At 72.1% G+C, this 25,760-nt stretch carries 22 protein-coding genes; 11 read left to right on the forward strand and 11 right to left on the reverse strand.

All coding sequences use genetic code 11. The features are described 5' to 3' along the window. Positions 1 to 427 (forward strand): aminoacyl--tRNA ligase-related protein (locus GTW67_RS25545; protein WP_346010738.1); only part of this gene is annotated, 427 nt, incomplete at its 5' end. Positions 428 to 459: 32 nt separating this feature from the next. Continuing rightward, on the forward strand, positions 460 to 1,284 hold the full coding sequence (locus GTW67_RS25550; RefSeq protein WP_161165567.1) for a Cof-type HAD-IIB family hydrolase: 825 nt from the start codon (positions 460 to 462) through the stop codon (positions 1,282 to 1,284). Between the two features lie 249 nt (positions 1,285 to 1,533). Here the strand turns inward: GTW67_RS25550 and GTW67_RS25555 are convergent, their stop codons facing one another. Genes GTW67_RS25555 through GTW67_RS25570 form a run of 4 tightly spaced genes read right to left on the reverse strand, consistent with a single transcriptional unit; the run spans position 1,534 to position 5,042 of the window. Beyond that, positions 1,534 to 2,253, reverse strand: a complete 720-nt coding sequence (locus GTW67_RS25555; protein WP_161165557.1) for an ABC transporter permease subunit — start codon at positions 2,251 to 2,253, stop codon at positions 1,534 to 1,536. An 11-nt stretch (positions 2,254 to 2,264) separates the two neighbouring features. Continuing rightward, positions 2,265 to 3,176, reverse strand: a complete 912-nt coding sequence (locus GTW67_RS25560; RefSeq protein WP_161167131.1) for an ATP-binding cassette domain-containing protein — start codon at positions 3,174 to 3,176, stop codon at positions 2,265 to 2,267. Beyond that, the gene (locus tag GTW67_RS25565; RefSeq protein ID WP_161167132.1) at positions 3,173 to 4,090 is read right to left on the reverse strand and encodes an ABC transporter permease; all 918 of its coding nucleotides are present in this window, start codon (positions 4,088 to 4,090) and stop codon (positions 3,173 to 3,175) included. The genes GTW67_RS25560 and GTW67_RS25565 overlap by 4 nt, the downstream gene beginning before the upstream one ends. Continuing rightward, positions 4,080 to 5,042: an ATP-binding cassette domain-containing protein gene (locus GTW67_RS25570; protein WP_161167147.1), complete on the reverse strand. Its 963-nt coding sequence runs from the start codon at positions 5,040 to 5,042 to the stop codon at positions 4,080 to 4,082. The genes GTW67_RS25565 and GTW67_RS25570 overlap by 11 nt, the downstream gene beginning before the upstream one ends. A 307-nt stretch (positions 5,043 to 5,349) precedes the next feature. Here GTW67_RS25570 and GTW67_RS25575 point away from each other — a divergent pair, with 307 nt between their 5' ends. The 5 genes from GTW67_RS25575 (at position 5,350) to GTW67_RS25595 (ending at position 10,120) form a co-directional block, all read left to right on the forward strand. After that, positions 5,350 to 7,107 carry an SDR family oxidoreductase gene (locus tag GTW67_RS25575; protein WP_161167133.1) on the forward strand — a complete coding sequence of 586 codons (1,758 nt, stop codon included), beginning with the start codon at positions 5,350 to 5,352 and terminating at the stop codon, positions 7,105 to 7,107. 66 nt (positions 7,108 to 7,173) lie between these two features. Continuing rightward, positions 7,174 to 7,722, forward strand: a complete 549-nt coding sequence (locus tag GTW67_RS25580; protein ID WP_161167148.1) for an RNA 2'-phosphotransferase — start codon at positions 7,174 to 7,176, stop codon at positions 7,720 to 7,722. A gap of 6 nt (positions 7,723 to 7,728) precedes the next feature. Further along, positions 7,729 to 8,187 (forward strand): hypothetical protein, encoded by a 459-nt coding sequence (locus GTW67_RS25585; protein ID WP_161167134.1) that lies wholly within the window; start codon positions 7,729 to 7,731, stop codon positions 8,185 to 8,187. A 75-nt stretch (positions 8,188 to 8,262) separates the two neighbouring features. After that, complete coding sequence (locus GTW67_RS25590; protein ID WP_161167135.1) at positions 8,263 to 9,165, forward strand: LLM class flavin-dependent oxidoreductase; 903 nt, start codon at positions 8,263 to 8,265, stop codon at positions 9,163 to 9,165. Positions 9,166 to 9,232: 67 nt separating this feature from the next. Continuing rightward, a complete protein-coding gene (locus GTW67_RS25595) occupies positions 9,233 to 10,120 on the forward strand; it encodes a Cof-type HAD-IIB family hydrolase (protein ID WP_161167149.1) in 888 nt (295 codons plus the stop codon). A 29-nt stretch (positions 10,121 to 10,149) separates the two neighbouring features. Here GTW67_RS25595 and GTW67_RS25600 read toward each other — a convergent pair whose 3' ends face one another. The 5 genes from GTW67_RS25600 to GTW67_RS25620 form a co-directional block, all read right to left on the reverse strand. Then, positions 10,150 to 11,199 carry a peptidoglycan DD-metalloendopeptidase family protein gene (locus GTW67_RS25600; RefSeq protein WP_161167136.1) on the reverse strand — a complete coding sequence of 350 codons (1,050 nt, stop codon included), beginning with the start codon at positions 11,197 to 11,199 and terminating at the stop codon, positions 10,150 to 10,152. A gap of 171 nt (positions 11,200 to 11,370) precedes the next feature. Further along, positions 11,371 to 13,053: a GAF domain-containing sensor histidine kinase gene (locus GTW67_RS25605; protein WP_161167137.1), complete on the reverse strand. Its 1,683-nt coding sequence runs from the start codon at positions 13,051 to 13,053 to the stop codon at positions 11,371 to 11,373. Positions 13,054 to 13,169: 116 nt separating this feature from the next. Beyond that, a complete protein-coding gene (cydD, locus tag GTW67_RS25610) occupies positions 13,170 to 16,730 on the reverse strand; it encodes a thiol reductant ABC exporter subunit CydD (RefSeq protein WP_161167138.1) in 3,561 nt (1,186 codons plus the stop codon). 22 nt (positions 16,731 to 16,752) lie between these two features. Continuing rightward, positions 16,753 to 17,757, reverse strand: a complete 1,005-nt coding sequence (gene cydB, locus GTW67_RS25615) for a cytochrome d ubiquinol oxidase subunit II (RefSeq protein WP_161167139.1) — start codon at positions 17,755 to 17,757, stop codon at positions 16,753 to 16,755. A gap of 20 nt (positions 17,758 to 17,777) precedes the next feature. Then, positions 17,778 to 19,283 (reverse strand): cytochrome ubiquinol oxidase subunit I, encoded by a 1,506-nt coding sequence (locus GTW67_RS25620; protein WP_161167140.1) that lies wholly within the window; start codon positions 19,281 to 19,283, stop codon positions 17,778 to 17,780. A gap of 200 nt (positions 19,284 to 19,483) precedes the next feature. Between GTW67_RS25620 and GTW67_RS25625 the strand changes: the two genes are divergently transcribed. Continuing rightward, complete coding sequence (locus GTW67_RS25625) at positions 19,484 to 19,888, forward strand: cyclophilin-like fold protein (protein WP_161167141.1); 405 nt, start codon at positions 19,484 to 19,486, stop codon at positions 19,886 to 19,888. Between the two features lie 66 nt (positions 19,889 to 19,954). On the opposite strand, the gene hisC is transcribed toward GTW67_RS25625, so the two are convergent. Then, a complete protein-coding gene (gene hisC, locus GTW67_RS25630; protein WP_161167142.1) occupies positions 19,955 to 21,034 on the reverse strand; it encodes a histidinol-phosphate transaminase in 1,080 nt (359 codons plus the stop codon). A gap of 401 nt (positions 21,035 to 21,435) precedes the next feature. Between hisC and GTW67_RS25635 the strand changes: the two genes are divergently transcribed. The 3 genes from GTW67_RS25635 to GTW67_RS25645 all read left to right on the forward strand — a co-directional run bounded on the left by GTW67_RS25635 (position 21,436) and on the right by GTW67_RS25645 (position 24,888). Next, positions 21,436 to 22,548 carry a LacI family DNA-binding transcriptional regulator gene (locus GTW67_RS25635; protein WP_161167143.1) on the forward strand — a complete coding sequence of 371 codons (1,113 nt, stop codon included), beginning with the start codon at positions 21,436 to 21,438 and terminating at the stop codon, positions 22,546 to 22,548. Positions 22,549 to 22,735: 187 nt separating this feature from the next. Further along, entirely contained in the window at positions 22,736 to 23,842 is a 1,107-nt protein-coding gene (sppA, locus tag GTW67_RS25640) for a Ser/Thr/Tyr protein phosphatase SppA (protein ID WP_272920533.1), read from the forward strand. A 182-nt stretch (positions 23,843 to 24,024) separates the two neighbouring features. Continuing rightward, a complete protein-coding gene (locus tag GTW67_RS25645) occupies positions 24,025 to 24,888 on the forward strand; it encodes a hypothetical protein (protein WP_161167145.1) in 864 nt (287 codons plus the stop codon). A 21-nt stretch (positions 24,889 to 24,909) separates the two neighbouring features. On the opposite strand, the gene GTW67_RS25650 is transcribed toward GTW67_RS25645, so the two are convergent. Further along, on the reverse strand, positions 24,910 to 25,760 hold an 851-nt coding region (locus GTW67_RS25650; RefSeq protein ID WP_161167146.1), incomplete at its 5' end, for a vWA domain-containing protein.

A 25,760-nucleotide genomic window follows, 5' to 3' on the forward strand; every position in this document is an offset into this window, starting at 1 on the left:
TATGTTCTCCTACGTCCTCCCCGAGGACTCGCAGGCCGAGCACCAGCGCCTGCTGGAGTGGGAGAAGCAGTGGCTGACCTCGCTGGAGCTGCCGTTCCGGGTGATCGACGTGGCCTCGGGCGACCTGGGCTCCTCGGCCTCGCGCAAGTACGACTGCGAGGCGTGGATCCCGACCCAGGGCAAGTACCGCGAGCTGACCTCGACCTCGGACTGCACCGAGTTCCAGTCCCGCCGCCTGTCGATCCGCGTCCGCGAGGACAAGAAGGTGCGCCCGCTGGCGACGCTCAACGGCACGCTGTGCGCGGTGCCGCGCACGATCGTGGCGATCCTGGAGAACCACCAGCAGGCCGACGGCTCGGTGCGCGTGCCCGAGGTGCTGCGCCCGTACCTGGGCGGCCGGGAGGTCCTGGAGCCGGTGGCCAAGTGACTGACACCGCTTCCGCCGAGGCCGGTTCCGCCGTGGCGCCCGAGGCCGGTTCCGCCGGGGGTTTCCCGTACCGGCTGATCGCCACCGATCTCGACGGCACGCTGCTGCGCGGCGACGACACGGTCTCGTCGCGCACCCGTGAGGCGCTCGCCGCGGCCACCGCGGCGGGCGCGGCCCACATCGTCGTCACCGGGCGTGCGGTGCCGTGGACCCGGCACATACTGGACGACCTGGGGTACGACGGCCTCGCCGTCTGCGGCCAGGGCGCGCAGGTGTACCACGCCGGGGAGCACCGGCTGCTGACCTCCGTCACGCTGGACCGCCAGCTGGCCGGGGTGGCGCTGGCCAAGATCGAGGCGGAGACCGGGCCGCTGTACCTGGCGGCCAGCCGCGACGGCCTGGAGGGCGATGTTTTGGTCGGGCCGGGTTACGCGGTCGGCGGTCATCTTCCGGCGGTTCCGTTCACCGACGCGTCGGATCTGTGGTCCGCTCCGCTGAACAAGATCTACATCCAGCATCCGACGCTGTCGGACGACGAGCTGGCGGAGGCCGCCCGGCAGGCCGCGGGCGGTTTCGTCACGGTCGTCATGGCCGGTGCCGGGGTCGTCGAGCTTCTTCCGCTGGGGCTGTCGAAGGCGACGGGGCTGTCGCTGGCGGCCCGCCGGCTCGGGCTGAAGGCGGCGGACACGATCGCCTTCGGGGACATGCCCAACGACGTCCCGATGTTCGGCTGGGCCGCCCGGGGCGTGGCGATGGCCAACGCCCACGAGGAGCTGAAGGCCGTGGCCGACGAGGTGACGTCCTCGAACGACGAGGACGGGATCGCCGTGGTGCTGGAGCGGCTGCTGTCGGCCTGACGGCGGCCCGAGGGCGGGCCCCGGACCTCCGGGGCCGTTCCTTCGCCGGCACGGTCCGGGCGGCACCGGCGTCCCCGTCGGTCGGCCCACGCGAGGTGTCCCGCGTGCTCGAAGCGGCCGCCGATTCGCCGGTGCCGTCCGGCCTCGTGCATCCACCACAGTGCCGGTACGGCAAGCCGGGTGCCACCGATTAAAAGCGGACGTACGGCGCCTTCCGCCCGCGCCGCCGTCGGGGCCGGTGCGGCCCGGTCACTCCTCCCCCGCGAGCGTGAGCGACCGCAGCTTCTGGCCGGCGTACCAGGTCGCGAGCACGGTGACCCCGACCAGCAGCACCGTCGCGGTCGGCAGGCCCACGTCGGAGGTGACCAGGTTGCCGTCGGCGACCTTCTGGGCCACCGCGAGCGACCACTGCTGGACGCTCAGCGTGCGGGCGCCCGGCACCAGGGAGCCGAACAGGGCCTCCCAGACGAGGGCGTAGACCAGGCCGAAGACCACCGCGTGCCGGGACACCGTGCCCAGCAGCAGGAAGAGCGCGGCGTAGGCGATGGAGGCGACCAGCGCGGCGATCGTGTAGGCGACGGCGACCTGCTGGCCGTTGCCGTTGAGGATCAGCCCGGCGAGCAGCGTGGGCACGGCGGAGAAGACCATGGTCACGGCGACGGCGACGATCAGCTTGGTGAAGATGATCGTCGGCCGCTTGATCGGCTTGGACAGCAGGTAGACGACCGAGCCGTCGTCGATCTCGGGGCCGATGGCGCCGGTGCCGGCGATGACGCCGATGATCGGCACCATGGTGGCGAGGGCGAACCCGCCGAGCACGTCCGAGGCCGTCTGGTCGTCGGCTCCGGTGAGGGCCCGCACCACCACGGCGATGACGAGCAGCAGCAGCGGGAGCGCGCCGAGGATGAGGGCCCGGCGGCGGCCGAGCAGGGCCCGGTAGGTGAGCCGGGCGACTGTGGGGTCGTACATTCTTCGGCCTCCTACGCCGCGACGAGATACGAGAAGACGGACTCGAGGGACTCGTCGGACGGCGAGACCGTGAGCAGCCGGATGCCGTGGTCGCGGGCGACCTTGGGCAGCAGGGCCGTGAACCGGCCGAAGTCGACGGCCTGGACGCGCAGGGCGCCCTCGGCGAGGTCGACCTCGATGCCGGACGTCGACGGGTCGGCGATCAGCGCGGCGGCGAGGGCCCGGTCGTCGCTGGAGCGCACCAGGTAGCGGTGCGGCCGGTCGGTCATCAGACGGCGGATCTTGCGGAAGTCGCCGCTGGCCGCGTGGCGTCCGGCGACGATGACCTCGATGTGCCAGGCGAGCTGTTCGACCTCTTCGAGGATGTGCGAGGAGAACAGCACGGTGCGGCCCTCGTCGCCCATGCGGCGCAGCAGGTCCATCAGCTGCATGCGCTGGCGCGGGTCCATGCCGTTGAACGGCTCGTCGAGCAGGAGCAGGGAGGGCTGGTGGACGAGGGCGGAGGCCATCTTCACGCGCTGCCGCATGCCCTTGGAGTACGTGGCGATCTTGCGGTCCTGCGCGTAGGCCATCTCGACCGTGGCGAGCGCCTGGTCGGCCGCCCTGGCGCCGAGGCCGTGCAGCTCGGCGTTGGCGAGGACGAACTCGCGGCCGGTGAGGAAGTCGTACATCGCCTCGCGCTCGGGGACGACGCCGATGTGCTTGTAGATGGCCTCGTTGCGCCAGACCTGCTGCCCGTCGAGGGTGACGGTGCCGGTGGAGGGGGCGAGGAAGCCGCCCATCATGTTGATCAGGGTGGACTTCCCGGCGCCGTTCGGGCCGAGGAGGCCGGTGACGCCGGGGCCGATCGTCATGGTGATGTCGTTGACGGCGACCACGTTGCCGAACCAGCGGGAGACGTGGTCGATGCTGAGCGTGGTCACAGTCCCACCTTCTTGTAGCGGCGCATCAGGAGGCCGTAGGCGCCGGCGATCAGGCCGAGGGTGACAAGGACGTAGAACGCGCCCTCGGCGGTGCTCGGGCCGGTTCCGCCGGGGAAGGAGGACGTGGCGCCCAGGAAGGCGGACTGCACGCCGTCGATGAGGGTGATCGGCGAGAACAGGCCGATCCAGGGCACGGCTGAGGTGCTGCCCTGGACGTCGGCGATGGCCTGGAGGGTGGAGACCGCGCCGTAGGTGATGGTCAGGACGGCGATGACGGCGGCGATGCCGAAGCCGCGGCGCGGGGTGACCGAGGCGACGACCAGGCCGAGGCCGGCGAAGAGCAGCGAGAGCAGTGCCACGGAGACGAGTCCCTGTCCGAATCCCTTGGTCTGGTCCGCGAAGTCGAGCTTGGCGAGCAGGGCGCCCACGTAGAGGACCAGCAGGGGCGCGGCGGTGAGGACGAACAGGGCCGAGGCCAGTGCCGCGTACTTGGCGCGGACGTAGTCGGCGGTCTCGATGGGCCGCGAGAAGTAGAGCGGCACCGTCTTGAAGCGCAGGTCGCGCGAGACGGACTGGGGTGCCTGGGAGGCGACGTAGAGGCTGATGACGGCCTGGAGGACGATCGCGTAGCGCGTGTAGTCCAGCGGCAGGTCGTTCGCCTTGGTGGCGACGGCGACGGCGACCATGATGCCGGCGGGCAGGCACATCACCACGAACAGCAGCATCGGCAGCACCTTGGACTTGGCCGAGCGGCCGAGGCCGTAGGCGCCGCGCAGGGACTGCGAGTACAGGGAGCGGCGGGCGTAGGCGCGGCCGAGGCGGGGGCCGTCGTAGCTGCGGTAGCCGATGTTGTGGATGCGGGTCTGGTCGCCCGGCATCGTGGCCGGTGCCGGCAGGGGCTGTTCAGTTGCCATGGCCGACCGCCTCCTTCCGTGCTGCGTCGCTGTCCTTGAAGACCTCCGAGATGTGGTGCCTGCGCTGCTCCATGCGCACCAGGCCGAGGCCGAGGTCCGCGATGACGTCGCGGACGAGGTCGTACGTCTCGTCGCCCGACGCGCTGAGCAGCAGGACGTGGCCGGCGCCGGGCAGTCCGCTGCCGTCCTCGGTGGTCACCCCGCGCGCGTGGAGCGCGTCGCGGACGGCGCGGGTGCCGTCGGGGTGCTCGTCGGAGTCGGTGACCTCGATCGCGAGGGTCGTCGTGGTCTGGGTGAAGTCGGTGGTGGAGCTGGAGCGCAGCAGCTTGCCGCCGTCGACGACGACCACGTGGTCGCAGGTGCGTTCCAGTTCGCCGAGGAGGTGGGAGGTGACGAGGACCGAGATGCCGAAGTCGGTGTGGACGCGGCGGATGAGGCCGAGCATCTCGTCGCGGCCGACCGGGTCGAGGCCGTTGGTCGGCTCGTCCAGGAAGACCAGTTGCGGGTCGTGGACGAGGGCCTGCGCGAGCTTCACGCGCTGCTTCATGCCGGTCGAGTAGCCGCCGATGGGGCGGTAGCGCTCCTCGTACAGGCCGACGTGGCGCAGGGTGTCGGCGGTCCGTTCGCGGGCGGCGGTGGGCGGCAGGCCGGACATGCGCGCCATGTGGACGACGAACTCGGTGGCCGAGACGTCGGGTGGCAGGCAGTCGTGCTCCGGCATGTAGCCGACCCGCTCGCGGATGTCGGCGCCCTTGGTCGCGACGTCGAGACCGAGCACTTCGGCCCGGCCCTCGGTGGCGGGAGACAGACCCAGCAGGATCTTGATCAGAGTGGACTTGCCGGCGCCGTTGGCGCCCACGAGTCCGGTCACACCGGATCCGATGTCCACGGAGAGCCGGTCGAGCGCGGTCACCCGGGGGAACCGCTTGCTCAGGCTTTCGGTCGCGATCACAGTCACGTCCACGACAGTAGTGACGCCCACCACCCCGGTCGTCAGACCGGAGAGCCGTCTTGGGGTCAGACTCGAGTAGTACGGGCCCGTAGGGGACGCCGTACCTGAGGGCCATGGCGAGGCCTGCGAGGCCGGCGCCGCGACCGCCCTATTGACGCTTGGTCTAACAACTGGGAGATTCGGCGGCGTCACGTGACGAGCGAGCAGCGCGGCCGGCGGGGGCGGCCGGGACGGGTGCGACGGGGCGGCCGGACCCCCACCGGCCGAACGACGAACTGCCGCGCGGGCGGCACTGGGCGGAGGAGCGATGGCGGTGCTGGACGGTGCGCGGGAGCGCTGGGTGCGGTCGGGCGATGTGGAGCTGTGCGTGGCCGAGCTGGGCGACCCGCAGCGGCCGACGGTCGTCCTGGTGCACGGCTACCCGGACAGCAAGGAGGTCTGGTCCGAGGTGGCCGGCCGCCTCGCCGGCCGGTTCCACGTGGTGCTCTACGACGTCCGGGGCCATGGCCGCTCCAGCGCGCCGAGCCCGCTGCGCGGCGGGTTCACGCTGGAGAAGCTGACGGACGACTTCCTGGCCGTGGCGGACGCGGTCAGCCCCGGCCGGCCCGTGCACCTGGTGGGTCACGACTGGGGCTCGGTGCAGTCGTGGGAGTTCGTCACGGTCGAGCGCACCAAGGGCCGGATCGCGTCCTTCACCTCCATGTCGGGGCCGTCCCTCGACCACTTCGGCCACTGGATCAACCGGCGGATCAAGCGGCCCACGCCCCGCCGGGTGGGCCAGCTCCTCGGCCAGGGCGCCAAGTCCTGGTACGTCTACCTGCTGCACACGCCGGTGCTGCCCGAACTGGCCTGGCGCGGCCCCCTCGGCAAGCGCTGGCCGGGGATCCTGCGGCGCGTGGAGCAGGTGCCCGCCGGCGACTACCCGACCGCGTCCCTGCCCACGGACGCCGCGCACGGTGCCTGGCTGTACCGGGACAACGTCCGGCCCCGGCTGCGGAACCCGCGCGCCGACGCCCACGCGCACGCGCCCGTCCAGCTCGTCACGCCCCTCGGGGACGCCTTCCTGTCGGAGCGGCTCTACGACGAACTGGAGCAGTGGGCGCCGCGGCTCACCCGCCGCACCCTGCCCGCCAAGCACTGGGTGCCGCGCACCCGGCCCGACCGGCTGGCGGACTGGATCTCGGAGTTCGTCACCACCGTCGAGGACGGGCGGACCGAGGTGTCGGCGAGCGGCAGGCACGCCGACCGTTTCGGCGGTCAGCTGGTCCTGGTCACCGGTGCGGGCAGCGGCATCGGACGGGCGACGGCGCTCGCGTTCGCCGAGGCCGGCGCGCGTGTGGTGGCCGTCGACCGGGACGCCGGGTCCGCGGCCCGCACCGCGGAGCTGGCGCGGCTGGCGGGTGCCCGGCAGGCCTGGGCGGAGACCGCCGACGTCTCCGACGAGCAGTCCATGGAGAAGCTCGCGGCCAGGGTCGCCGCCGAGTACGGCGTGGTCGACGTCCTCGTGAACAACGCCGGGATCGGCCTGTCCGGCTCCTTCTTCGAGACGACGCCGGAGGACTGGAAGAAGGTTCTCGACGTCAATCTGTGGGGCGTGATCCACGGTTGCCGTCTCTTCGGCCGGCAGATGGCCGAGCGGGGACAGGGCGGGCACATCGTGAACACCGCGTCGGCGGCCGCCTTCCTGCCCTCCCGGCTGCTGCCCGCCTACAGCACCTCGAAGGCGGCCGTGCTGATGCTCAGCGAGTGCCTGCGCGCCGAACTGTCCGGGCAGGGCATCGGCGTCACCGCGATCTGCCCCGGCATCGTCAACACCAACATCACCTCGACGGCGCGCTTCGCCGGGGTCGACGCGAGCGAGGAGAAGCGCCTGCAACAGCGCACCGCACGGCTGTACGGCAGGCGCAACTACCCGCCCGAGAAGGTCGCCGGCGCGATCCTGGAGGCCGTCGTGCACGACCGGGCCGTCGTCCCCGTCACGCCCGAGGCCCGCGGCGCCCATCTCATGTCCCGCTTCCTGCCGGGGGCGTTGCGCCGGCTGAGCCGGGTGTCACCGCGGCTCTAGCCCACGGAAAATCGATCGCGCGCCGCCCGCCCCGCTCGGCACGCTGGTCGTATGAACAGAGAACCCATGGACGACAGACGCACCGTGAAGGTGTCCAAGTACCTGTCGAAGCATCTGCGGCACCAGCCGGAGCGGATCGGGCTCACGCTCGACGAGGCCGGCTGGGTCGAGATCGACACACTGATCGCCGCGGCGGCCGCGCACGGCTTCCGCTTCACCCGGCACGAGCTGGACCACGTGGTCGCCACCAACGACAAACGGCGCTTCGCCGTCGAGGGCGGCCGCATCCGGGCCAGTCAGGGCCACAGCGTCGACGTGGAACTCGGGCTGCCCGCGGCGGACCCGCCGCCGTACCTGTACCACGGGACCGTGGCCCGCGTCCTCGACGCGATCCGCACCGAGGGCCTGCGCCCCATGAACCGGCACGACGTGCATCTCTCGCCGGACCGGGAGACCGCCACCCGGGTCGGCGCACGCCGCGGCCGGCCGGTCGTGCTGTCGGTGGACGCCGCCGCCATGCACCGCGACGGCCATGTCTTCCACGTCAGCGCGAACGGGGTCTGGCTGACCAAGGCCGTACCGCCGCGCTACCTGCGCTTCCCCGGTACGCACTGACCCTGCATGATCGACGGCATGGAGCATCTGCCGACCACCGAGTCCGCCGTGGCCGCCCTCGTCGCCGTCGCCGCGGAGTACGCGCGGGAGATCGAGGTGACCCATGACATCGGCGCCGATCAGACGTCCCGTCGCAGCGCCGCGGGCCTGGGCGTGACCACCGATCCCGACGGCTCCCTCCCCCACGAGGCCTTCGCCGAGTTCGGCGGGGTGCCCCGGGTGAGCGTGCGGCTCTTTCCCGAGGACGACGCGCTGATCACGGTCGACACCGTGGAGTGCCCCGACATCCCACGTGACGACGTGCCCGCGTTCCTCCGCTCCGTCTTCGGCGGTCTGGCTCATGTCCGGGCCCGCCGTTTTCCGCCCGGCTACCGCCTGATCGTGCCGCTGCCCGGCGACCGCGCGCACAAGGAACTCGTGCCGATGGTTCTGCTCACCCCCTGGCTGAGCAGCCGCGTGCGATGACGGCAGCGACGGTTCCACGTGAAACCCGTCTGGTCGTTTCACGTGAAACCTGGCCGTCCGCATAGGCTCGACGGCATGAGTCTGCGTCTGAGCACCGTGATCCTCCCGTACCGCCGCTGGCACGAGGGCGGCCGTTCGACCTGGACTCGTGCCGAGCAGCTCGGCTTCCACAGCGCGTACACCTACGACCACCTGTCCTGGCGGACTTTCCGGGACGGCCCGTGGTTCGGTGCCGTGCCGACCCTGACCGCCGCCGCGGCGGTCACGGAGCGGATGCGCCTGGGCACCCTGGTGACCTCGCCGAACTTCCGGCACCCGGTCACGCTCGCCAAGGAGCTGATCTCCCTCGACGACATCTCCGGCGGACGGGTCACCCTGGGCATAGGAGCGGGCGGCACCGGCTTCGACGCCACGGCGCTCGGCCAGGAGCCGTGGACGCCGCGCGAGCGGGCCGACCGGTTCGCCGAGTTCCTCCAGCTGCTCGACCGGCTGCTCACGGAGGAGTCGGTGTCGTACACGGGCGACTTCTACGCGGCGCACGAAGCGCGCAACATCCCCGGCTGTGTCCAGCGGCCCCGGCTGCCGTTCGCGGTGGCCGCCACCGGTCCGCGCGGGCTGCGGCTGGCCGCGCGGTACGGGCAGGCATGGGTGACCACCGGCGACCCGAAGCTGTACGAGAACGGCACTCCGGAGCAGTCGGCGCGGGCCCTGCGGGGGCAGGCCGAGAAGCTGGCCGACGCCTGCGCCGAGATCGGCCGCGACGTGGCCGAGCTCGACAAGGTGCTGCTCACCGGCTTCACCCCGGACCGCGGCCGGCCACTGGAGTCCGTGGACGCGTTCGTGGACTTCGCGGGACGGCACCGGGACCTGGGCTTCACCGAGATCGTCGTGCACTGGCCGATCCCCGGTTCGGACTTTGCCGCGGACGACAAGGTCTTCGAGAAGATCGCCATAGAGGCGCCGGCCCAGCTGCGCTGACCGGGCGGGGCACCGATGAGAGCCGTAGCTCACAGATGTGCGGACTCCCGCACGGGCGTGCGGGCATCTGCGTGACAATGGCCGGGTGACCTCAGCGACCCGACAGCCCGAGACCCCGGCCGCCGCCGTGCGCCCGCGCCTGATCGCCACCGACCTGGACGGCACCCTGCTGCGCGACGACAAGTCGGTCTCCCCGCGCACGGTCGCCGCCCTGGCGTCCGCCGAGAAGGCGGGGATCGAGGTCTTCTTCGTCACCGGCCGCCCCGCCCGCTGGATGGACGTCGTCAGCGAGCACGTCCACGGGCACGGCCTCGCCATCTGCGGAAACGGCGCCGCCGTGGTCGACCTGCACGGCGGCCCCGGCGCCCACCGCTTCGTGAAGGTCCGGGAGCTGGCCCGCGAGAACGCGCTGGACGCGGTGCGGCTGCTGCGCGACGCGGCCCCCGGCACCCTGTACGCGGTGGAGCAGACGTACGGCTTCCACCAGGAGCCGGAGTACCCGAGGATGCACATCGAGGTGCCCGACACCCTCGCGTCCGCCGAGGAGCTGCTGGCGGCGGACGGACGCGCCGCGGCCGAGCCGGTCCTCAAGATCCTCGCCTTCCACCCCGACCTGGAGCCCGACGCCTTCCTCACACTGGCCCGCCTCGCCATCGGCGACCGCGCCAACGTCACCCGGTCCAGCCCCAGCGCCCTGCTGGAGATCAGCGGCCCGGAGGTCTCCAAGGCCAGCACGCTGGCCCTGTGCTGCGCCGAGCGCGGCATCTCGCACGAGGAGGTCGTCGCCTTCGGTGACATGCCGAACGACGTCGAGATGCTCACCTGGGCGGGGCAGTCCTACGCCATGGGCAACGCGCACCCGGACGTGATCGCCGCCGCGTCGGGGCGGACGGTCGCCAACAACGACGACGGGGTCGCGGTGGTGATCGAGCGCATCCTGGAGCGGACGGCGTAGGACCGGGCCCGGCCCCGTGGCGGCCCCGGTCAGAGGCGCGCCCCGCGGTGTGCCAGCCAGGGCACCGGGTCCACGGCCGAGCCCGTCTCCGGCGTGACCCGCACCTCGAAGTGCAGATGGGGCCCGGTGGAGTTGCCGGTGCTGCCGGACTGGGCGATCCACTGCCCCGCTTCGACCCGCTCCCCCTGGCCGACGGCGACGGCGGCGAGATGGCCGTACTGCGTGTAGTAGCCGCCCGGGTGCTCGAGAACGACCTGGATGCCGAAGGCGCCGCCGCACGACACCTTCACCACCCGGCCCTCGCCGACCGCCCGCACCGGCGTCCCGACCGGCACCGCGAAGTCCTGCCCGGTGTGGCGGTTCGCCCACCGCGCCCCGCCGCTGCCGAAGGATGCCGACAGTTCGTACGTCTCCACCGGGGTGACCCACGCCGGTGAGGGGCGCGACTCCGGCTGGTCCAGGCGGACCGCGCCCGGGCAGGAGCCGGCCGCCACCGAGGCGTCCGCCTCCCCCGCCAGCCGCGCCCGCGCCGCCAGCAGCTTGCCCTCGATCTTTTCCTTGAGGTCCGCGAGCTCACCGTTCCGTTTCTCCAGCGTCTGCCAGGCCGCCCTCGCCCGGGCCTCGTCGGCGGCGAGCCGGGCCTCGGCCCGCACGCTCCGGCCGATGGCCGTGTCGACGGCCCGGTCCGCCCGGCTCAGCGCGTGCCGGCCCCGCATCAGCCCGTCCGGGTCGTCGGCGAGGATCATCCGGGCGGTCAGCGGAAGGCCGCCTCCGCTGCGGTACTGGGCGCGGGCGAGACTGCCCAGGTCCTCGTGCAGGGCGGCGAGCTCCTGCCGCTGCTCGTCGAGCAGTTCCTCGTAGTGCCGGGCCTTCGACCGCTGCGTCTCGGCCTCGCGCCGGCCCCGCTCGTACTCCTGGGTGGCCTTGGCGGCCTCCTCGTACAGCCGGGCGACCTGAGTACCGGCGGCGGTGCCGGAGCCGCCGTCCTCGTCGGCGGCCCCGGTGGGACGGGCCGCGAGCACGGCGAGTGCGCACAGCACCACCGGGACGAGCAGCGGATGGCGGCGAGATGAGCGCATGGCAGCGATCGTGGCCCGGAAACGGGTGCGCGGTCCTGTCCGCGTCGTACGCGCGGGGGACCGGTTGCTGCACACGGCCCAGCGCGGTTGCTGCACACGGGCGACGCCGACTCGGCCGCGAGCACGCCTTCCTGATGCCGCCTCAGTACTGGGCGATGTCCTGACGCGGCCTCAGTACGGTGCCTCCCACAGCACCGTCGTCCCGCCGCCGTCCGCGCCGGTGCCGGGGCCGACGCGGCTGACGCCGCCGAGGGTCTCGGCGCGGCGCTCCAGGTTGTGCAGCCCACTGCGCCGCCCGCCCTGGGGGATGCCGACGCCGTCGTCCGCGACGGTCAGCCGGACGCCCGGCCGCCCGTCCGGCAGGGTCGCCTCCGCGTCGACCACCACGTCGATCCGGGTGGCCCTGGCGTGCCGGAAGGCGTTGGACAGGGCCTCGCGCAGGGCGGCGATGAGGTTCTTGCCGGTCAGGTCGCCCACCGCGTCGTCCACCGGGCCGACGAAACGGTGCGAGGGCGTGAAGCCCAACGGCACGGCCGCCATGCCGATCTCGCGCAGCACCCTGGCGCGCAGCCCAGCGGGAGCCTCGGCGGGCTGCCGCAGCGCGAAGATCGCCGAGCGGATCTCCTGGATCGTCACGTCGAGTTCGTCCACCGCCCTGCCCACCCCGTCGCGGACCTCGGGCACGAGGGGGCCGCGCTGGGCGCTCTCCAGCATCATGCCCGTGGCGAACAGCCGCTGGATGACGAGGTCGTGCAGGTCCCGGGCGATGCGGTCCCGGTCCTCGTACACGGCGAGCCGTTCCCGGTCACGCTGCGCGTCGGCCATCATCAGCGCCAGCGCGGCCTGCGCGGCGAACTGGCCGCCGAGCGCGCGCTCGGTCCGCGTGAACGGATGCCCGCCCCGTGCCCGGGGCATGACCAGGCTGCCGAGGACCCGCCCGTCGTCGCACAGCGGCAGCAGCATGATCGGCCCGTAGGCCCGCACCGGCCCGGTGTCCAGCCGCGGGTCGGTGGCCGCGTCGTCCACGAACACGGCGCGCCCGGAGAGAAGTTCGGCGATCACGCCGTTGTCCGGCGGGATGACCGTGCCGAGCGCGTCCGTGGGCCGCGGTGCGGCGACGGCGGCGATCTCCATGCCTCCCCCGTCGGCGGTCAGCAGCACGATCCCGGCGGCCGCTCCGGAGAGTCGGCGGGCCTGTTCCGCGACGACCTGGAGTGCGTCGTCGGTGTCGCCGCCGGACAGCAGCGCGGTGGTCACGGCGACCGACCCGTCGATCCAGCGCTCCCGCTGCTGCGCGGCCTCGTACAGCCGCGCGTTGCCGATGGCGACACCGGCCTCCGTGGCGAGGACACGGACCATCGCGAGGTCGTAGTCGTCGAACGGCTCGTCGTCCCGCTTGTCGGTCACGTAGAGGTTGCCGAAGATCTCCCCCTGCACCCGGATGGGCACCCCCAGGAAGCCGCGCATCGGCGGGTGGTGCTCGGGGAAGCCGCAGGAGCGGGGGTCGTCGGTCAGGTCCGTGAGCCGGACCGGCTCCGGGTCGCGGATGAGGGCGCCCAGCAGGCCCTTGCGGCCGTCGGGCAGGTGCCCGATCCGCCGGGCGGTCGCCTCGTCCATGCCGTGGTGGACGAACGCGGCGAGCCCGTCGCCGTCCTCGGCGACGACGCCGATGGCCGCGTACCGGGCGTCCGCGAGATCGGCCGCGGTCTCGCAGATGCGGTTCAGCGTGGTGTGCAGCTCCAGCCCGGTGCCGACCGACCGCATCGCCTCCAGCAGCTTCGGCACCCGCGCCAGGAACTCGGCCGAGACGCCGTCGCGGGGCGGCGGGCGGCCGGGGGGCGTGGCTGCGGGCATGGACCGAGCCTAATCAGACGGGTTTGTTCAGGAAAGTCGGAATAGCGATGCCTCGTGCACGGCCGCGGTCGCGTGCCCGTTCCGGGGCGGGCCGGCGCCCGCTCCGGGTCGCGCCGTCACCGGGCTCCCACCAGCAGTTCCGACGCCGCCTCCCGCTCGGCCATCGTCCGCAGCGGCCCCTCCACGGCCGCCAGCTCCGCGTAGGCGCCCCGCTGCACGACCCGGCCCTCGTCCAGCACGATCACCTCGTCCACCGCGTCCAGACCCGCCAGCCGGTGCGTGATGAGCAGGGTCGTCCGGCCCTCGGTGGCGGCCAGCAGATCGGCGGTGAGCGCGTCGGCGGTCGGCAGGTCGAGGTGCTCGGCCGGCTCGTCCAGCACGAGAACGGGGAAGTCGGCGAGCAGCGCCCGGGCCAGGGCCAGCCGCTGCCGCTGCCCGCCGGACAGCCGCGCCCCGTGCTCGCCGACCAGGGTGTCCAGGCCGTCGGGCAGGCTGTCCGCCCAGTCCAGCAGCCGGGCCCGCGCCAGCGCGGCGCGCAGCTCGGGCTCGGTGGCGTCCTTCCTGGCCAGGAGCAGGTTCTCGCGCACCGAGCTGTCGAAGAGGTGCGCGTCCTGCGCACACAGCCCGACGAGCCGCCGTACGTCGTCCCCGGCCAGGGCGTCCGCGTCTGTGCCGGCCAGGGTGTAGGAACCCGCGTCGGGGTCCAGGAACCGCAGCAGCACCTGGGCCAGCGTCGTCTTGCCGGAGCCGGACGGTCCGACCACGGCGATGCGGCGGCCCTCCGCCAACGTGAGGTCGACTCCCGCGAGGGCGTCCCGTTCCTGCCCGGCGTGGCGCGCGGCCAGCCCTTCGAGGACGACCGGGAACGGTGACGCGGGCGCCTCCCGCGGCCGCTCGGGTTCCCGTACGGGCTCGGGCGCGTCGAGCACCTCGTACACCCGCTCGGCGCTCCTGCGCACGCGCTGGCGGTACTGCACGGCCTGCGGCAGTCCGAGGACCGCTTCGAACGCGGCCAGCGGGGTGAGGACCACGACGGCGACGGCCACGCCGGCGAGGCGCCCGTCGGCCACCGCCTGGACGCCGGTGAGCGCGGCGCCCGCGACGGTCAGGCCGGAGATCAGCGCGACGAGGCCGTCGCCCAGCGCGGTGGCCGTGGCCGCCCGCGAGGCGATCCGGGTGAGCGTGCCGTCGGCCCGACGCGCCTCGGCGGCCCGCCCGGGCAGGGCCCCGGCGACGGTCAGTTCGGCCGTACCGGTGAGCAGGTCGGTCACCCGGGTGGCCAGTACGCCGCGAGCGGGCGCCAGCCGGTGCTCGGCCCGCCGTGCCACGGCCCCGGTGAGCAGCGGGACGCCGACCCCGGCCGCGAGCAGCCCGGCGGCGAGCACGGCACCGGCCTCCGGCAGCAGCCAGGCCGTGAAGCCGACCGACGCGGCGCAGACGGCCACCGCGGTGCAGGCGGGCAGCAGCCAGCGCAGCCAGTAGTCCTGGAGGGCGTCGACGTCGGCGACGAGCCGGGACAGCAGGTCACCGCGCCGGCTGCGGCGCAGACCGGCGGGCGCGAGTCGCTCCAAGCGCCGGTACACGGCGACCCGGGTGTCGGCCAGCATCCGCAGCACGGCGTCGTGCGAGACGAGCCGCTCGGCGTAGCGGAACACGGCCCGCCCGATCCCGAAGGCGCGCGTCGCCGTCACGGCCACCATCAGATACAGCACCGGCGGCTGCTGCGAGGCCCGCGAGATCAGCCACCCCGAGGTGGCCATGAGTCCTACGGCGCTGCCCAGCGCGAGGCTCCCGAGGAGCAGCGCGAGGCCGAGCCGACCGCGCCGGGCGGCGGACATCGCGCGCACCCGGGCGAGGACTCCGGCCGGTGAGCCTGCCGCCGGTCGCCTCGTGCCCGATCCGCCGGTGATCCCGGTCGGGGGGACCGGCGTGCGAACCGCCGTGCCCGGATCACCGGCCGTCGTCGGTCCTGCGGCACCCGGCGCCTCCGTGGCCGGGCGGTCCACCGTGGGCTTCGCGGCACCGGCGGCCACGGGGGCGGCGACCGGTTCGTCCAGCCGCACCACGCGGTCGGCCACCTCCAGCAGGGCCGGCCGGTGCACCACCAGCAGCACGGTCCGGCCGGCCGCCAGCCTGCGCACGGCGGCCACGACCTCGGCCTCGGTCGCGCCGTCCAGGGCGGCCGTCGGCTCGTCGAGCAGCAGCACCGGCCGGTCCGCGAGGAACGCCCGGGCCAGGGCGAGCCGCTGCCGCTGTCCGGCGGACAGTCCGGCACCGTCCTCACCGAGCACTGTGCCCGCTCCCTCCGGCAGCGCGTCCACGAACTCCAGCGCCCCGGCGTCGCGCAGCGCCCGCCGCACCGCCGCGTCGTCCGCGTCGGGACGGGCCAGCCGTACGTTCTCGACGACCGTGCCCGCGAACAGGTGCGGGCGCTGCGGCACCCAGGCGACGTGGGCGTGCCACTGCGCCGGGTCGAGGCCGGTGAGATCGGCCCCGCCGATCGTGATCCGCCCCCGGGACGGACGGACGAAGCCGAGGAGGGCGTGCAGCAGCGTCGACTTGCCCGCGCCGCTCGGCCCGACGAGCGCGACCGTCTCCCCGGGTTCGACGACGAGGTCCACGTCCGCCACGGCGTCCGCGGCTCGCCCGGGGTAGCGCACGGTCACCCCCTCGAAGGACAGCGCGCCCTCCGTCGGCACCGGCCCCTTGCCCCGGGCGGGTGCGGGCGTCTCCAGCACCGAGAAGATCTCCTCGGCGGCGGCGAGCCCCTCAGCTGCCGCGTGGTACTGCGCGCCCACCTGCCGCAGCGGCAGATACGCCTCGGGCGCGAGCACGAGCACGACCAGGCCGTCGTACAGGGCCATGTCGCCGTGGACGAGCCTCATGCCGATGGTCACGGCGACGAGCGCCACCGAGAGCGTGGCGAGCAGTTCCAGGGCGAAGGACGACAGGAAGGCGATCCGCAGGGTCCGCATGGTCGCCTGCCGGTACTCGCCGGTGATGCGTTTGATCGACTCGGCCTGCGCCTTGGCCCGCCCGAACACCTTCAGCGTCGGCAGCCCGGCGACCACGTCCAGGAAGTGCCCGGACAGCCGGGACAGCAGCCGCCACTGCCGGTCCATGCGGGACTGCGTGGCCCAGCCGATCAGCATCATGAAGACCGGGATGAGCGGCAGGGTGGCGACGATGATGGCCGCCGAGACCCAGTCCTCGGTGACGATCCGCGCCAGCACCGCCACCGGCACGACCACCGCGAGCCCCAACTGCGGCAGGTAGCGCGAGAAGTAGTCGTCGAGGGCGTCGACGCCCCGGGTGGCCAGGGCGACGAGCGACCCGGTGCGCTGCCCGCTCAGCCAGCCGGGGCCGAGCGCCGTCGCCCGGTCCAGCAGCCGGCCCCGCAGCTCCGACTTCACGGCCGCGCTCGCCCGGTGCGCGGCCAGCTCGGTGAGCCAGCCGACCAGAGCACGGCCACAGGCGACGGCCACCAGCAGCAGCAGCGGGGTGCGGAGTTCGGCGGCCGTCATGCCGTGCTGGAAGGCGCCCACCACCGCCTCGGCGATGAGCATCGCCTGGGCGACGACCAACCCGGCCCCGACGGCGCCGAGGACGACGACCGCCGCGAGGAAGAGCCGGGTGGCGCGGGCGTACCGCAGCAGCCGTGGATCGATCGGTTTCACGTGAAACACACCCCGCCGGGACTCAGTGCGCGGTTTCGGCGATGTGCTGGGTGCCGATCCGCTTGCGGAACACCCAGTACGTCCACCCCTGGTAGAGCAGGACCACCGGCGTGGCGATCGCGGCCAGCCAGGTCATGATCTTCAGGGTGTACGGGCTGGACGAGGCGTTGGTGACGGTGAGGCTCCAGTCCGCGTCGAGCGTGGACGGCATGACGTTCGGAAAGAGCGTCAGGAAGAGCATCGCCACGGCGGCCACGATGGTGACACCGGACAGCGCGAACGCCCAGCCCTCGCGGCCCGCCTGATTCGCCGCCAGCGCGACGACCAGGGCGGCGACGGCCACCACCAGCGCGACCAGGCTCTTGCCGTCGCCGCTGTCGGCCTGCGTCCACACCAGGAAGGCGAGGGCCAGGACCGCGGTGACGAGACCCACCCGCAGCGCCAGTGTCCGTGCCCGTTCGCGGATGTCACCGACGGTCTTGAGCGCGGTGAACACCGTCCCGTGGAAGGTGAACAGGGTCAGCGTGACCAGACCGCCGAGGAGGGCGTACGGGTTCAGCAGGTCCCAGACGGTGCCGACGTACTCCAGGTCCCGGTCGATCTTCACTCCGTGGACGATGTTGCCGAAGGCGACGCCCCACAGGAACGCCGGGATCAGCGAGGTCCAGAAGATCGCGGTCTCCCAGTTGCGCTGCCAGCGCTCCTCGGGCCGCTTCACCCGGTACTCGAAGGCGACACCCCGCACGATCAGGCAGAGCAGGATGACCAGCAGGGGCAGGTAGAAGCCGGAGAAGAGGGTGGCGTACCACTCGGGGAAGGCGGCGAAGGTCGCGCCGCCGGCCGTCAGCAGCCACACCTCGTTGCCGTCCCAGACGGGACCGATCGTGTTGATCAGCACCCGCTTCTCGGCCCGGTCACGGGCGAGCAGCCGGGTGAGCACGCCGACCCCGAAGTCGAAGCCCTCCAGGAAGAAGTAGCCGGTCCACAGGACGGCGATCAGGACGAACCAGACGTCGTGCAGTTCCATGACTGTGCAGCTCCCTCGGCCTAGTACGAGAAGGCCATCGGCTTGTCGGCGTCACGGACGTCGCCGCCGATCTTCGTGGGCGGGTTGAGGTCGGCCTCGGTGAGCTCGGGCGGGCCGGCCTTGACGTACTTCACCAGCAGCTTGACCTCGATGACGGCGAGGACGGCGTAGAGCAGGGTGAAGGCGATCATCGAGATGAGGACCTCGGCGGTGGAGACACCGGGGGAGACCGCGTCGCGGGTCTGGAACAGGCCGTAGACGACCCAGGGCTGACGGCCCATCTCGGTGAAGATCCAGCCCCAGGAGTTGGCGATCAGCGGGAAGGCCATCGTCCAGACCGCCGCCAGCCAGTACAGCCGGGAGAGCTTCGACCCGAGCGGCTTCTTCAGCAGCACCAGGTGGGGCACCTCGTCGTCACCGGTCCGCCAGGCCGCCGGCAGCATGAACTTCTTCCGGGTCAGCCACAGCCCCAGCAGCCCGAGCGAGAAGGACGCCATGCCGAAGCCGATCATCCACCGGAAGCCCCAGTAGGCGACGGGCACGATGGGCTTGTAGTCACCGGGCCCGAACTTCTGCTGCTCGGCCTTGTTGGTGTCGTTGATGCCGGGCACGTACGAGTCGAAGTCGCTGTGGGCCAGGAAGGACAGCAGGCCGGGGATCTCCAGGGCGACCTCGTTGTGCCCCTTGTCGACGTCGCCGTAGGCGAAGACGGAGAAGGGCGCCGGCTGCTCACCGTCCCACAGGGCCTCGGCTGCGGCCATCTTCATCGGCTGCTGCTCGTACATGACCTTGCCGAGGGTGTCGCCGCTGATGGCGGTGAGCAGGCCGCCGACCGCCAGGGTGACCAGGCCGAGCCGCAGCGAGGTCCGCATCACGGGGATGTGCTTCTTGCGCATCAGGTGGAAGGCGGCGATGCCCACCATGAAGGCGCCGCCCGTCAGGAAGGCCGCCGAGAAGCTGTGGAAGACCTGGTTGAGCGCGGTGTTCTGGGTGAGGACCTGCCAGAAGTCGGTGAGTTCGGCGCGGCCCTTCTCCTCGTTGATCCGGTAGCCGACGGGGTGCTGCATCCAGGAGTTGGCGGCGAGGATGAAGTACGCCGACAGCAGGGTGCCGATCGAGACCATCCATATGCAGGCCAGGTGGACCTTCTTCGGCAGCTTGTCCCAGCCGAAGATCCACAGGCCGATGAAGGTCGACTCGAAGAAGAAGGCGATCAGCGCCTCGAACGCGAGCGGCGCACCGAAGATGTCACCGACGAAGCGGGAGTAGTCGGACCAGTTCATGCCGAACTGGAACTCCTGCACGATGCCGGTGACGACACCCATGGCGATGTTGATCAGGAAGAGCTTGCCCCAGAACTTCGTCGCCCTGAGGTACTTCTCCTTCTCCGTGCGCACCCAGGCGGTCTGCAGCCCGGCCGTGAGAGCGGCCAGCGAGATCGTCAGCGGCACGAAGAGGAAGTGGTAGACGGTCGTGATGCCGAACTGCCATCGCGCCAGTGTCTCCGGCGCCAAAGCCATGTCCACGTCGTCGGCCTCCTTGCATCGCCGCGATTCCGGCAGTTTGTGCGTGTATGTGCCACCTAAGTTGGGAGCAACCCGACACGCTTGTGAACGCGTTCACATTCACAAGCAATTATGACCTACAGCTTTTCGACGCCGGAAGGGGGGTCCCCTGTGACGTCAACCCCTTGGCAAGAACTTCAACATCTTGTTGAATCCGCGGCATGGACACCACGGACAAGCAGGAGCAGTACGCACGGATCCGCATCTCATGGCCCGCGGGTCACCTCACCGCGTCCCTTGAGGACACCCCCACCACGCAGGCGCTTCTCAAGGCCCTGCCGCTCACCGCCTCCGCCCACACCTGGGGCGAGGAGGTCTACTTCGACACAGGTGTGTCGGTTTCACGTGAAACGGACGCCCGGCAGGTCGTCGAGCCGGGCACCGTCGCCTTCTGGACCGACGGCGACGCACTGGCTCTGCCGTACGGCCCCACGCCGATCTCGCAAGGCGACGAGTGCCGCCTCGCGAGCCCGTGCAACGTCCTCGGCCGCCTCGACGGCGACCCCCGCCAACTGGCGACGGTGCGCAACGGCGACCCGGTACGCGTGGAGACGGTGGACGCCTGACGCCCACCGCCCTGGTGGCCGCCTGACGCCCACCGCCCCGGTGGCCGCCTGACGCCCACCGCCTCGTCAGATCTCCTTGCGGAACGCTTCCGACACCTTCAGGAAGATGTCGTTCGCCTCGCTCTCCCCGACCGTCACCCGGACACCCTCACCGGCGAACGGCCGCACGACCACGCCGGCCCGCTCGCACGCCTCCGCGAAGGCGACCGTGCGCTCCCCCAGGCGCAGCCACACGAAGTTGGCCTGGGTCTCCGGCACCGTCCAGCCCTGCGCGCGCAGACCGTCGACCACACGGTTGCGCTCGCAGACCAGCGAGCCGACTCGCCCGATCAGCTCGTCCTCGGCCCGCAGCGAGGCGATCGCCGCCTCCTGGGCGATCTGGCTCACGCCGAAGGGAACGGCCGTCTTGCGCAGCGCGGCCGCCACCGGCTCATGGGCGATCGCGAAGCCCACCCGCAGCCCGGCGAGGCCGTACGCCTTGGAGAAGGTCCGCAGCACACAGACGTTGGGCCGCTCACGGTAGATCTCGACGCCGTCCGGCACCTCGGGGTCGCGGATGAACTCGCGGTACGCCTCGTCGAGGACCACGAGCACGTCGCTCGGCACCCGGTCGAGGAAGCGCTCCAGCTCGGCCCGCCGCACCACCGTGCCGGTCGGGTTGTTCGGGTTGCAGACGAAGATCAGCCGCGTCCGGTCGGTGATCGCGTCGGCCATGGCGTCCAGGTCGTGCACATCGCCCGGCGTCAGCGGCACCTTCACGGACGTCGCACCGCTGATCTGCGCGATGATCGGGTACGCCTCGAAGGAACGCCAGGCGTAGATCACCTCGTCGCCGGGGCCGGAGGTCGCCTGGATCAGCTGCTGCGCCACGCCGACCGACCCGGTACCGGTGGCCAGGTGGGAGACAGGGACGCCGAAACGTTCCGACAGCTCGCTCATCAGGGCGGTGCAGGCCATGTCCGGGTACCGGTTGAAGGACGAGGCCGCGGCCGCGACCGTCTCCATCACACCCGGCAGCGGCGGGTACGGGTTCTCGTTGGAGGACAGCTTGTAGGCCACCGGCCCGTCCGCCGCGGCGGGCTTGCCCGGCTTGTAGGTGGGAATTCCCTCCAGCTCGGCGCGCAGCTTGGGGCTCGTCTCGCTCACCGCAGTCCTCCTCGTGACCACCACCGGCATCGAATACTTCTCACCTTATGAGGATTCGGCGCCGCTGCGTATAGGGGCGGCCGGACCTCCTCCGTCACATCGGCATCAGGGGCATCGGCATACGAAGGCGCACGATTCGGGGGGCGCGCTGCACATATATCTACGCGCCGGTGGCTCGCGCCGTGGCGCGCATCCCTCGTGCAGGTGAGTTGAGACCTCTTCGCAACATCGGCGGGTCGGCAGGCCCCTGCTCGCCGACACGTCAGGTACTGGGGTTTCGGCCGCCAACTGCCTTGGTTTCCAAGCCTGTTAGGCTCTCATGATCATGCAGAAACGTGCCTGTCAACGCGTGCATATGCGTCCGCCCTACCCCGCCGCATGAGCCCTACTATCGGCTCGCCATGACAGCAGCAGGGAAGCACCAGGTGAGCCGCGCGGAAACCTCACGTCGAGGCAGCCGGCCGGGCCGGGCGGGTATCAGAGACGTGGCCGCCGCCGCCGGAGTATCCATCACGACCGTCTCCGACGCCCTCAACGGCAAGGGCAGACTTCCGGATGCCACCCGGCGCCATGTGCGCGAGGTGGCCGACCGGCTGGGTTACCGGCCGTCGGCCGCCGCCCGCACGCTGCGCACCGGCAAGTCGGGACTCATCGGCCTGACCGTGACGACGTACGGGAATGAACCTTTCACCTTCACCGAGTTCGCGTACTTCGCCGAGATGGCGCGCGCCGCCACCTCCGCCGCGCTCGCCCGCGGCTACGCCCTCGTGATCCTCCCGGCGACCTCCCGCCACGACGTGTGGTCCAACGTCGCCCTGGACGGCACGGTCGTCATCGACCCCTCCGACCAGGACCCGGTCGTCGGCGAACTGGTCCGGCAGGGCTTACCGGTCGTCTCCGACGGCCGCCCGGCCGGCGAGCTCCCCGTCACCGCCTGGGTCGACAACGACCACGAGGCCGCCGTGCTCGGCATCCTCGACCACCTGGCCGCCGCCGGCGCCCGCCGGATCGGCCTGCTCACCGGCACCACGACGGACACGTACACCCATCTGTCGACCACCGACTACCTGCACTGGTGCGAGCGCGTCGGACAGGACCCGGTCTACGAGGCCTATCCGGCGCACGATCCGTGCGCGGGAGCCGTGGCCGCCGACCGGCTGCTCGCCCGGCCCGACCGGCCCGACGCCGTGTACGGCCTGTTCGATCCGAACGGCACCGACCTGCTCGCCGCCGCCCGCCGCTACGGCCTGCGCGTCCCGGAGGACCTGCTGCTGGTCTGCTGTAGCGAGTCCACGGTGTACGCCAGCACCGAGCCGCCCATCACCACCCTGTCGCTGAAGCCCCGCCGCATCGGCACGGCCGTGATCCAGCTCCTCATCGACGCCATCGAGGGACTCGACTCCGAGCAGACGGTCGAGCAGGTGATACCGACGGAGCTGATCGTGCGGACGTCGTCGCAGCGCCGCCCGCCCCGGACGACGGTCAGCCCGCCGCGGTCGCCCGAGCCCGAGTAGGGGCCGGGCCGACCGTCACGGACGGGCCAAGCCCGGCCCAATCGGGGCGAAAGCCACGGTGAACCGGAGTCCTGCTCTGATTCACCACCCCTGGGTCATCACACAGAGCGATCCGCATTCCTATGATGGGCCCACACACCGCGGGCCGCTGCGACCAGGCAGTCCGAAGCGGTGCAGATGCGGCGCGATGGTGGAGGGGTCGATGACTCAGGGGGCCGGTCAGGGACCCGAGGTGGAGCGGACGGCGACGGTGCGCGACTTCCGGGTGCCCGCGTACGTCCACGAGGCCGCTCCGTACGCCGCCACCGGCACGCACGCCGGCGAGGCCGCTCCCCCCTCCGAGGAGGGGTTCGAGGAGGCCTATCCGGAGGGGTACACGCCCACCCAGCGCGATCTGCCCGTCATCCGTAGGGGTGACACGGTCCAGGTGACCGTCGACCCCGAGCCGGTCCCGGTGGCGCAGTCCGCCACGGGCCAGGGGCCGCTGTTCGTCGTCGGCGACGTGCACGGCTATCTGGACCAGCTGATCGCCGCCCTCCAGGAGAAGGGCCTCGTCGACGCCGCCGGACAGTGGTGCGCGGGCACCTCCCGCCTGTGGTTCCTCGGCGACTTCACCGACCGCGGCCCGGACGGCATCGGCGTCATCGACCTGGTGATGCGGCTGTCCGCCGAGGCCGCCGCGGCCGGCGGCTACTGCAAGGCGCTCATGGGCAACCACGAGCTGCTGCTGCTCGGCGCCAAGCGGTTCGGCGACACCCCCGTCAACTCCGGCGCCGGCACCGCCACCTTCCAGGCGGCCTGGCTGCTCAACGGCGGCCAGAAGACCGACATGGACCGGCTCCAGGACCACCATTTGCAGTGGATGGCCCGCCTCGACGCCATGGAAGAGGTCGACGACCACCTCCTGGTCCACTCGGACGCCACCACCTACCTCGACTACGGCCGCTCCATCGAGGAGGTCAACGACACCATCCGCGAGACGCTCACGCGCAACGACGCGGAAGAGGTGTGGGACCTGTTCCGCAAGCTCACCAAGCGTTTCTCCTTCCGCGACGAGGGCGGCGCCGACGCCGTCCGCTCGCTGCTGGACACGTACGGCGGCACGCGCATCGTCCACGGCCACAGCCCCATCCCCTACCTCCTGGGCGAGGTCGGCTCCGAGGACGGCGAGGACGACACCCGTACCGCGGTCGAGGGACCCCACGTCTACGCGGACGGGCTGGCCATCGCGATGGACGGCGGCGTGACCATGGCCGGAAAGCTGCTGGTCCAGCAACTTCCGCTGGACGCCTGACCGTTCGCCAGGCCGTTCTTTCCGCGGCGGCGGTCCCACAGGTCGGCACCCAATTTCTGGAAACCCCCTGTCACCCCGCGCCGTCGCCGCTCTACCATCGGCTTATCCGTAGCAGGCTCCCCTCCGTTTCTGCCCGACGGCTCGTTGGCATGCGAGCCCCAAGCCCTACGGAGCATCGGGGGATGCACATGAACAGCGTTCCGCAGCATCTGTCGAACGAGGACCGCCAGGAGTACGAGCGGGTCCTCGACGAGGCGCTGCGCTCCGCACCACACCGCCCGGAACTGGCCGCTGTCGGACAGCGGCTCAACGCCGAACAACTGCGCACCATGGCACTCAACGCCACCGCACTGATCACGGCGGCGGCCACCACCGAGTACCAGCACTATGTGAAGGTCCGCGAGGAACTGCGTCATCCGGCGCCGTCGTCCTCGCCGTCCGCGCGCGACTCCGGCTCCGACGAGCCGGGCACCGGCGCGGTGGGTCTGGCCGCCACCGTGGGGGAGGCCGCCGAGGCCACCGGCGCGGGCGCGGTCGCGGTCGTCGCCGTCCTGGCACCCGTCCTGGCCGGCACCGCCGCGGCGATCTTCCTGCTCGTCGGTTACGTCCTGAGGATGCTCGATCCGGGGCAGGCGTTCGCGCGGACCATGCTCACCACGGGATGGGTGTTCGGCGGTATGACCGCCGTCGCCATCCTCGTCGCGGGGGTGGGGCTGCTGCTCACCGCCCTGCGCAACCGGCCCTCCGCCGAGTCCGGCCGCTACGGCGAACTCGACGGGGAGGTGGCCCGGGCCAGGGAGGCCTGGCACGACGCCCTGCTGGAGCGCGGCATCGTCCCGTTCCTGCGGGAGGCGCTCACCGATCCGAACGCGGCGGTCGCGCTGCACCCCACGGGACCGGCGCCGGCGAGCCGGATGCCGCACCTGGGCTACGACCGCCCGGGGTTCACCAGCCCGGACGACGGCCGGGAGGGCGCGCGCCCGAGCTATTCGAGCCCGGACTACAGCAGCCCGGACTTCGGCGGCCCGGAAAGCCGACCGGAGTAGCCACCGGCCGGGGCGGGCACGTCAGAGAATGCCCGCCCGGCCGGCGGCGGTGATCCAGGACGGGAACTCGGACAGCAGGCGGTCGTACAGCTCCTGGTCGGGGACGGTGCCGATGTCGTCCACGGCGAAGAAGCCGACGTTGTCCACGCGGCGGCCGGGCAAGGTGTCGAACCGCTCCAGCACGCCGTAGTCGGACCGGCCGAGGCCCACGAACTGCCAGAAGACCGGCTCCTCCACCGCTTCCCGCAGCTCCCGCTCGATCTCGCTGTTGCGGTAGACGCCGCCGTCGGAGAAGAACAGCACCAGGGTCGGTGCCTGCGCCGGGTTGTCCCGGACGAAGGCCCGGACCTCGGCGATCACCTTCTGCTCCTCGTTCTGGATGCCGACCGCGCGCATGTCGACCTGGTCGTCCCGCAGTCCCTTCTTCCGTCCCCGGCGGAAGAGCCCCACCTCCCCCACCCGCACGTGCAGCCGCAGCCACTCCGGGAGGTCGCCCAGCCTCAGGTCGGGCAGCCGTGCCGGGTTCGAGGCGAAGGTCCAGGCCTGCATCTCCCCGTCGTCGTCCAGCTGCGCGGCGACGGCGGCCATGCGCTCCACCACGTCGGCGACCACGCCCTTGGAGTACAGGAAGGACATGGAGCCGGAGGCGTCGAGGACCAGGACGACGCGCGCGGTGACACCGGTGGCGCCGTGCTTGCGCAGGCTGACCGCGACCTGTTCCTTGCGCAGGGACAGTCGCTTGCGCATGTCGACGGGGAGGTGCTCCTCGCCCTTGGTGAGCCGCGGGGCGGAGGGGCCGGGCGGGCTGGACGCGGGCGGGGCCGGCGGTGCGGGCGGCGCGGCGGACGGCGGGGCGAGGCTCGGCGGTGCCG

The organism is Streptomyces sp. SID5910 (genome assembly GCF_009862125.1).
In the GTDB taxonomy this organism is placed as follows: Bacteria; Actinomycetota; Actinomycetes; order Streptomycetales; family Streptomycetaceae; genus Streptomyces.

Coding starts and splice junctions, on each gene's coding strand:
- GTW67_RS25555 (WP_161165557.1), bottom strand. CDS start 2,253: ATGTACGACCCCACAGTCGCCCGGCTCACCTACCGGGCCCTGCTCGGC.
- GTW67_RS25565 (WP_161167132.1), bottom strand. CDS start 4,090: ATGGCAACTGAACAGCCCCTGCCGGCACCGGCCACGATGCCGGGCGAC.
- GTW67_RS25575 (WP_161167133.1), top strand. CDS start 5,350: ATGGCGGTGCTGGACGGTGCGCGGGAGCGCTGGGTGCGGTCGGGCGAT.
- GTW67_RS25580 (WP_161167148.1), top strand. CDS start 7,174: ATGGACGACAGACGCACCGTGAAGGTGTCCAAGTACCTGTCGAAGCAT.
- GTW67_RS25585 (WP_161167134.1), top strand. CDS start 7,729: ATGATCGACGGCATGGAGCATCTGCCGACCACCGAGTCCGCCGTGGCC.
- GTW67_RS25590 (WP_161167135.1), top strand. CDS start 8,263: ATGAGTCTGCGTCTGAGCACCGTGATCCTCCCGTACCGCCGCTGGCAC.
- GTW67_RS25600 (WP_161167136.1), bottom strand. CDS start 11,199: ATGCGCTCATCTCGCCGCCATCCGCTGCTCGTCCCGGTGGTGCTGTGC.
- GTW67_RS25605 (WP_161167137.1), bottom strand. CDS start 13,053: ATGCCCGCAGCCACGCCCCCCGGCCGCCCGCCGCCCCGCGACGGCGTC.
- cydB (WP_161167139.1), bottom strand. CDS start 17,757: ATGGAACTGCACGACGTCTGGTTCGTCCTGATCGCCGTCCTGTGGACC.
- GTW67_RS25625 (WP_161167141.1), top strand. CDS start 19,484: ATGGACACCACGGACAAGCAGGAGCAGTACGCACGGATCCGCATCTCA.
- GTW67_RS25635 (WP_161167143.1), top strand. CDS start 21,436: ATGACAGCAGCAGGGAAGCACCAGGTGAGCCGCGCGGAAACCTCACGT.
- sppA (WP_272920533.1), top strand. CDS start 22,736: ATGGTGGAGGGGTCGATGACTCAGGGGGCCGGTCAGGGACCCGAGGTG.
- GTW67_RS25645 (WP_161167145.1), top strand. CDS start 24,025: ATGCACATGAACAGCGTTCCGCAGCATCTGTCGAACGAGGACCGCCAG.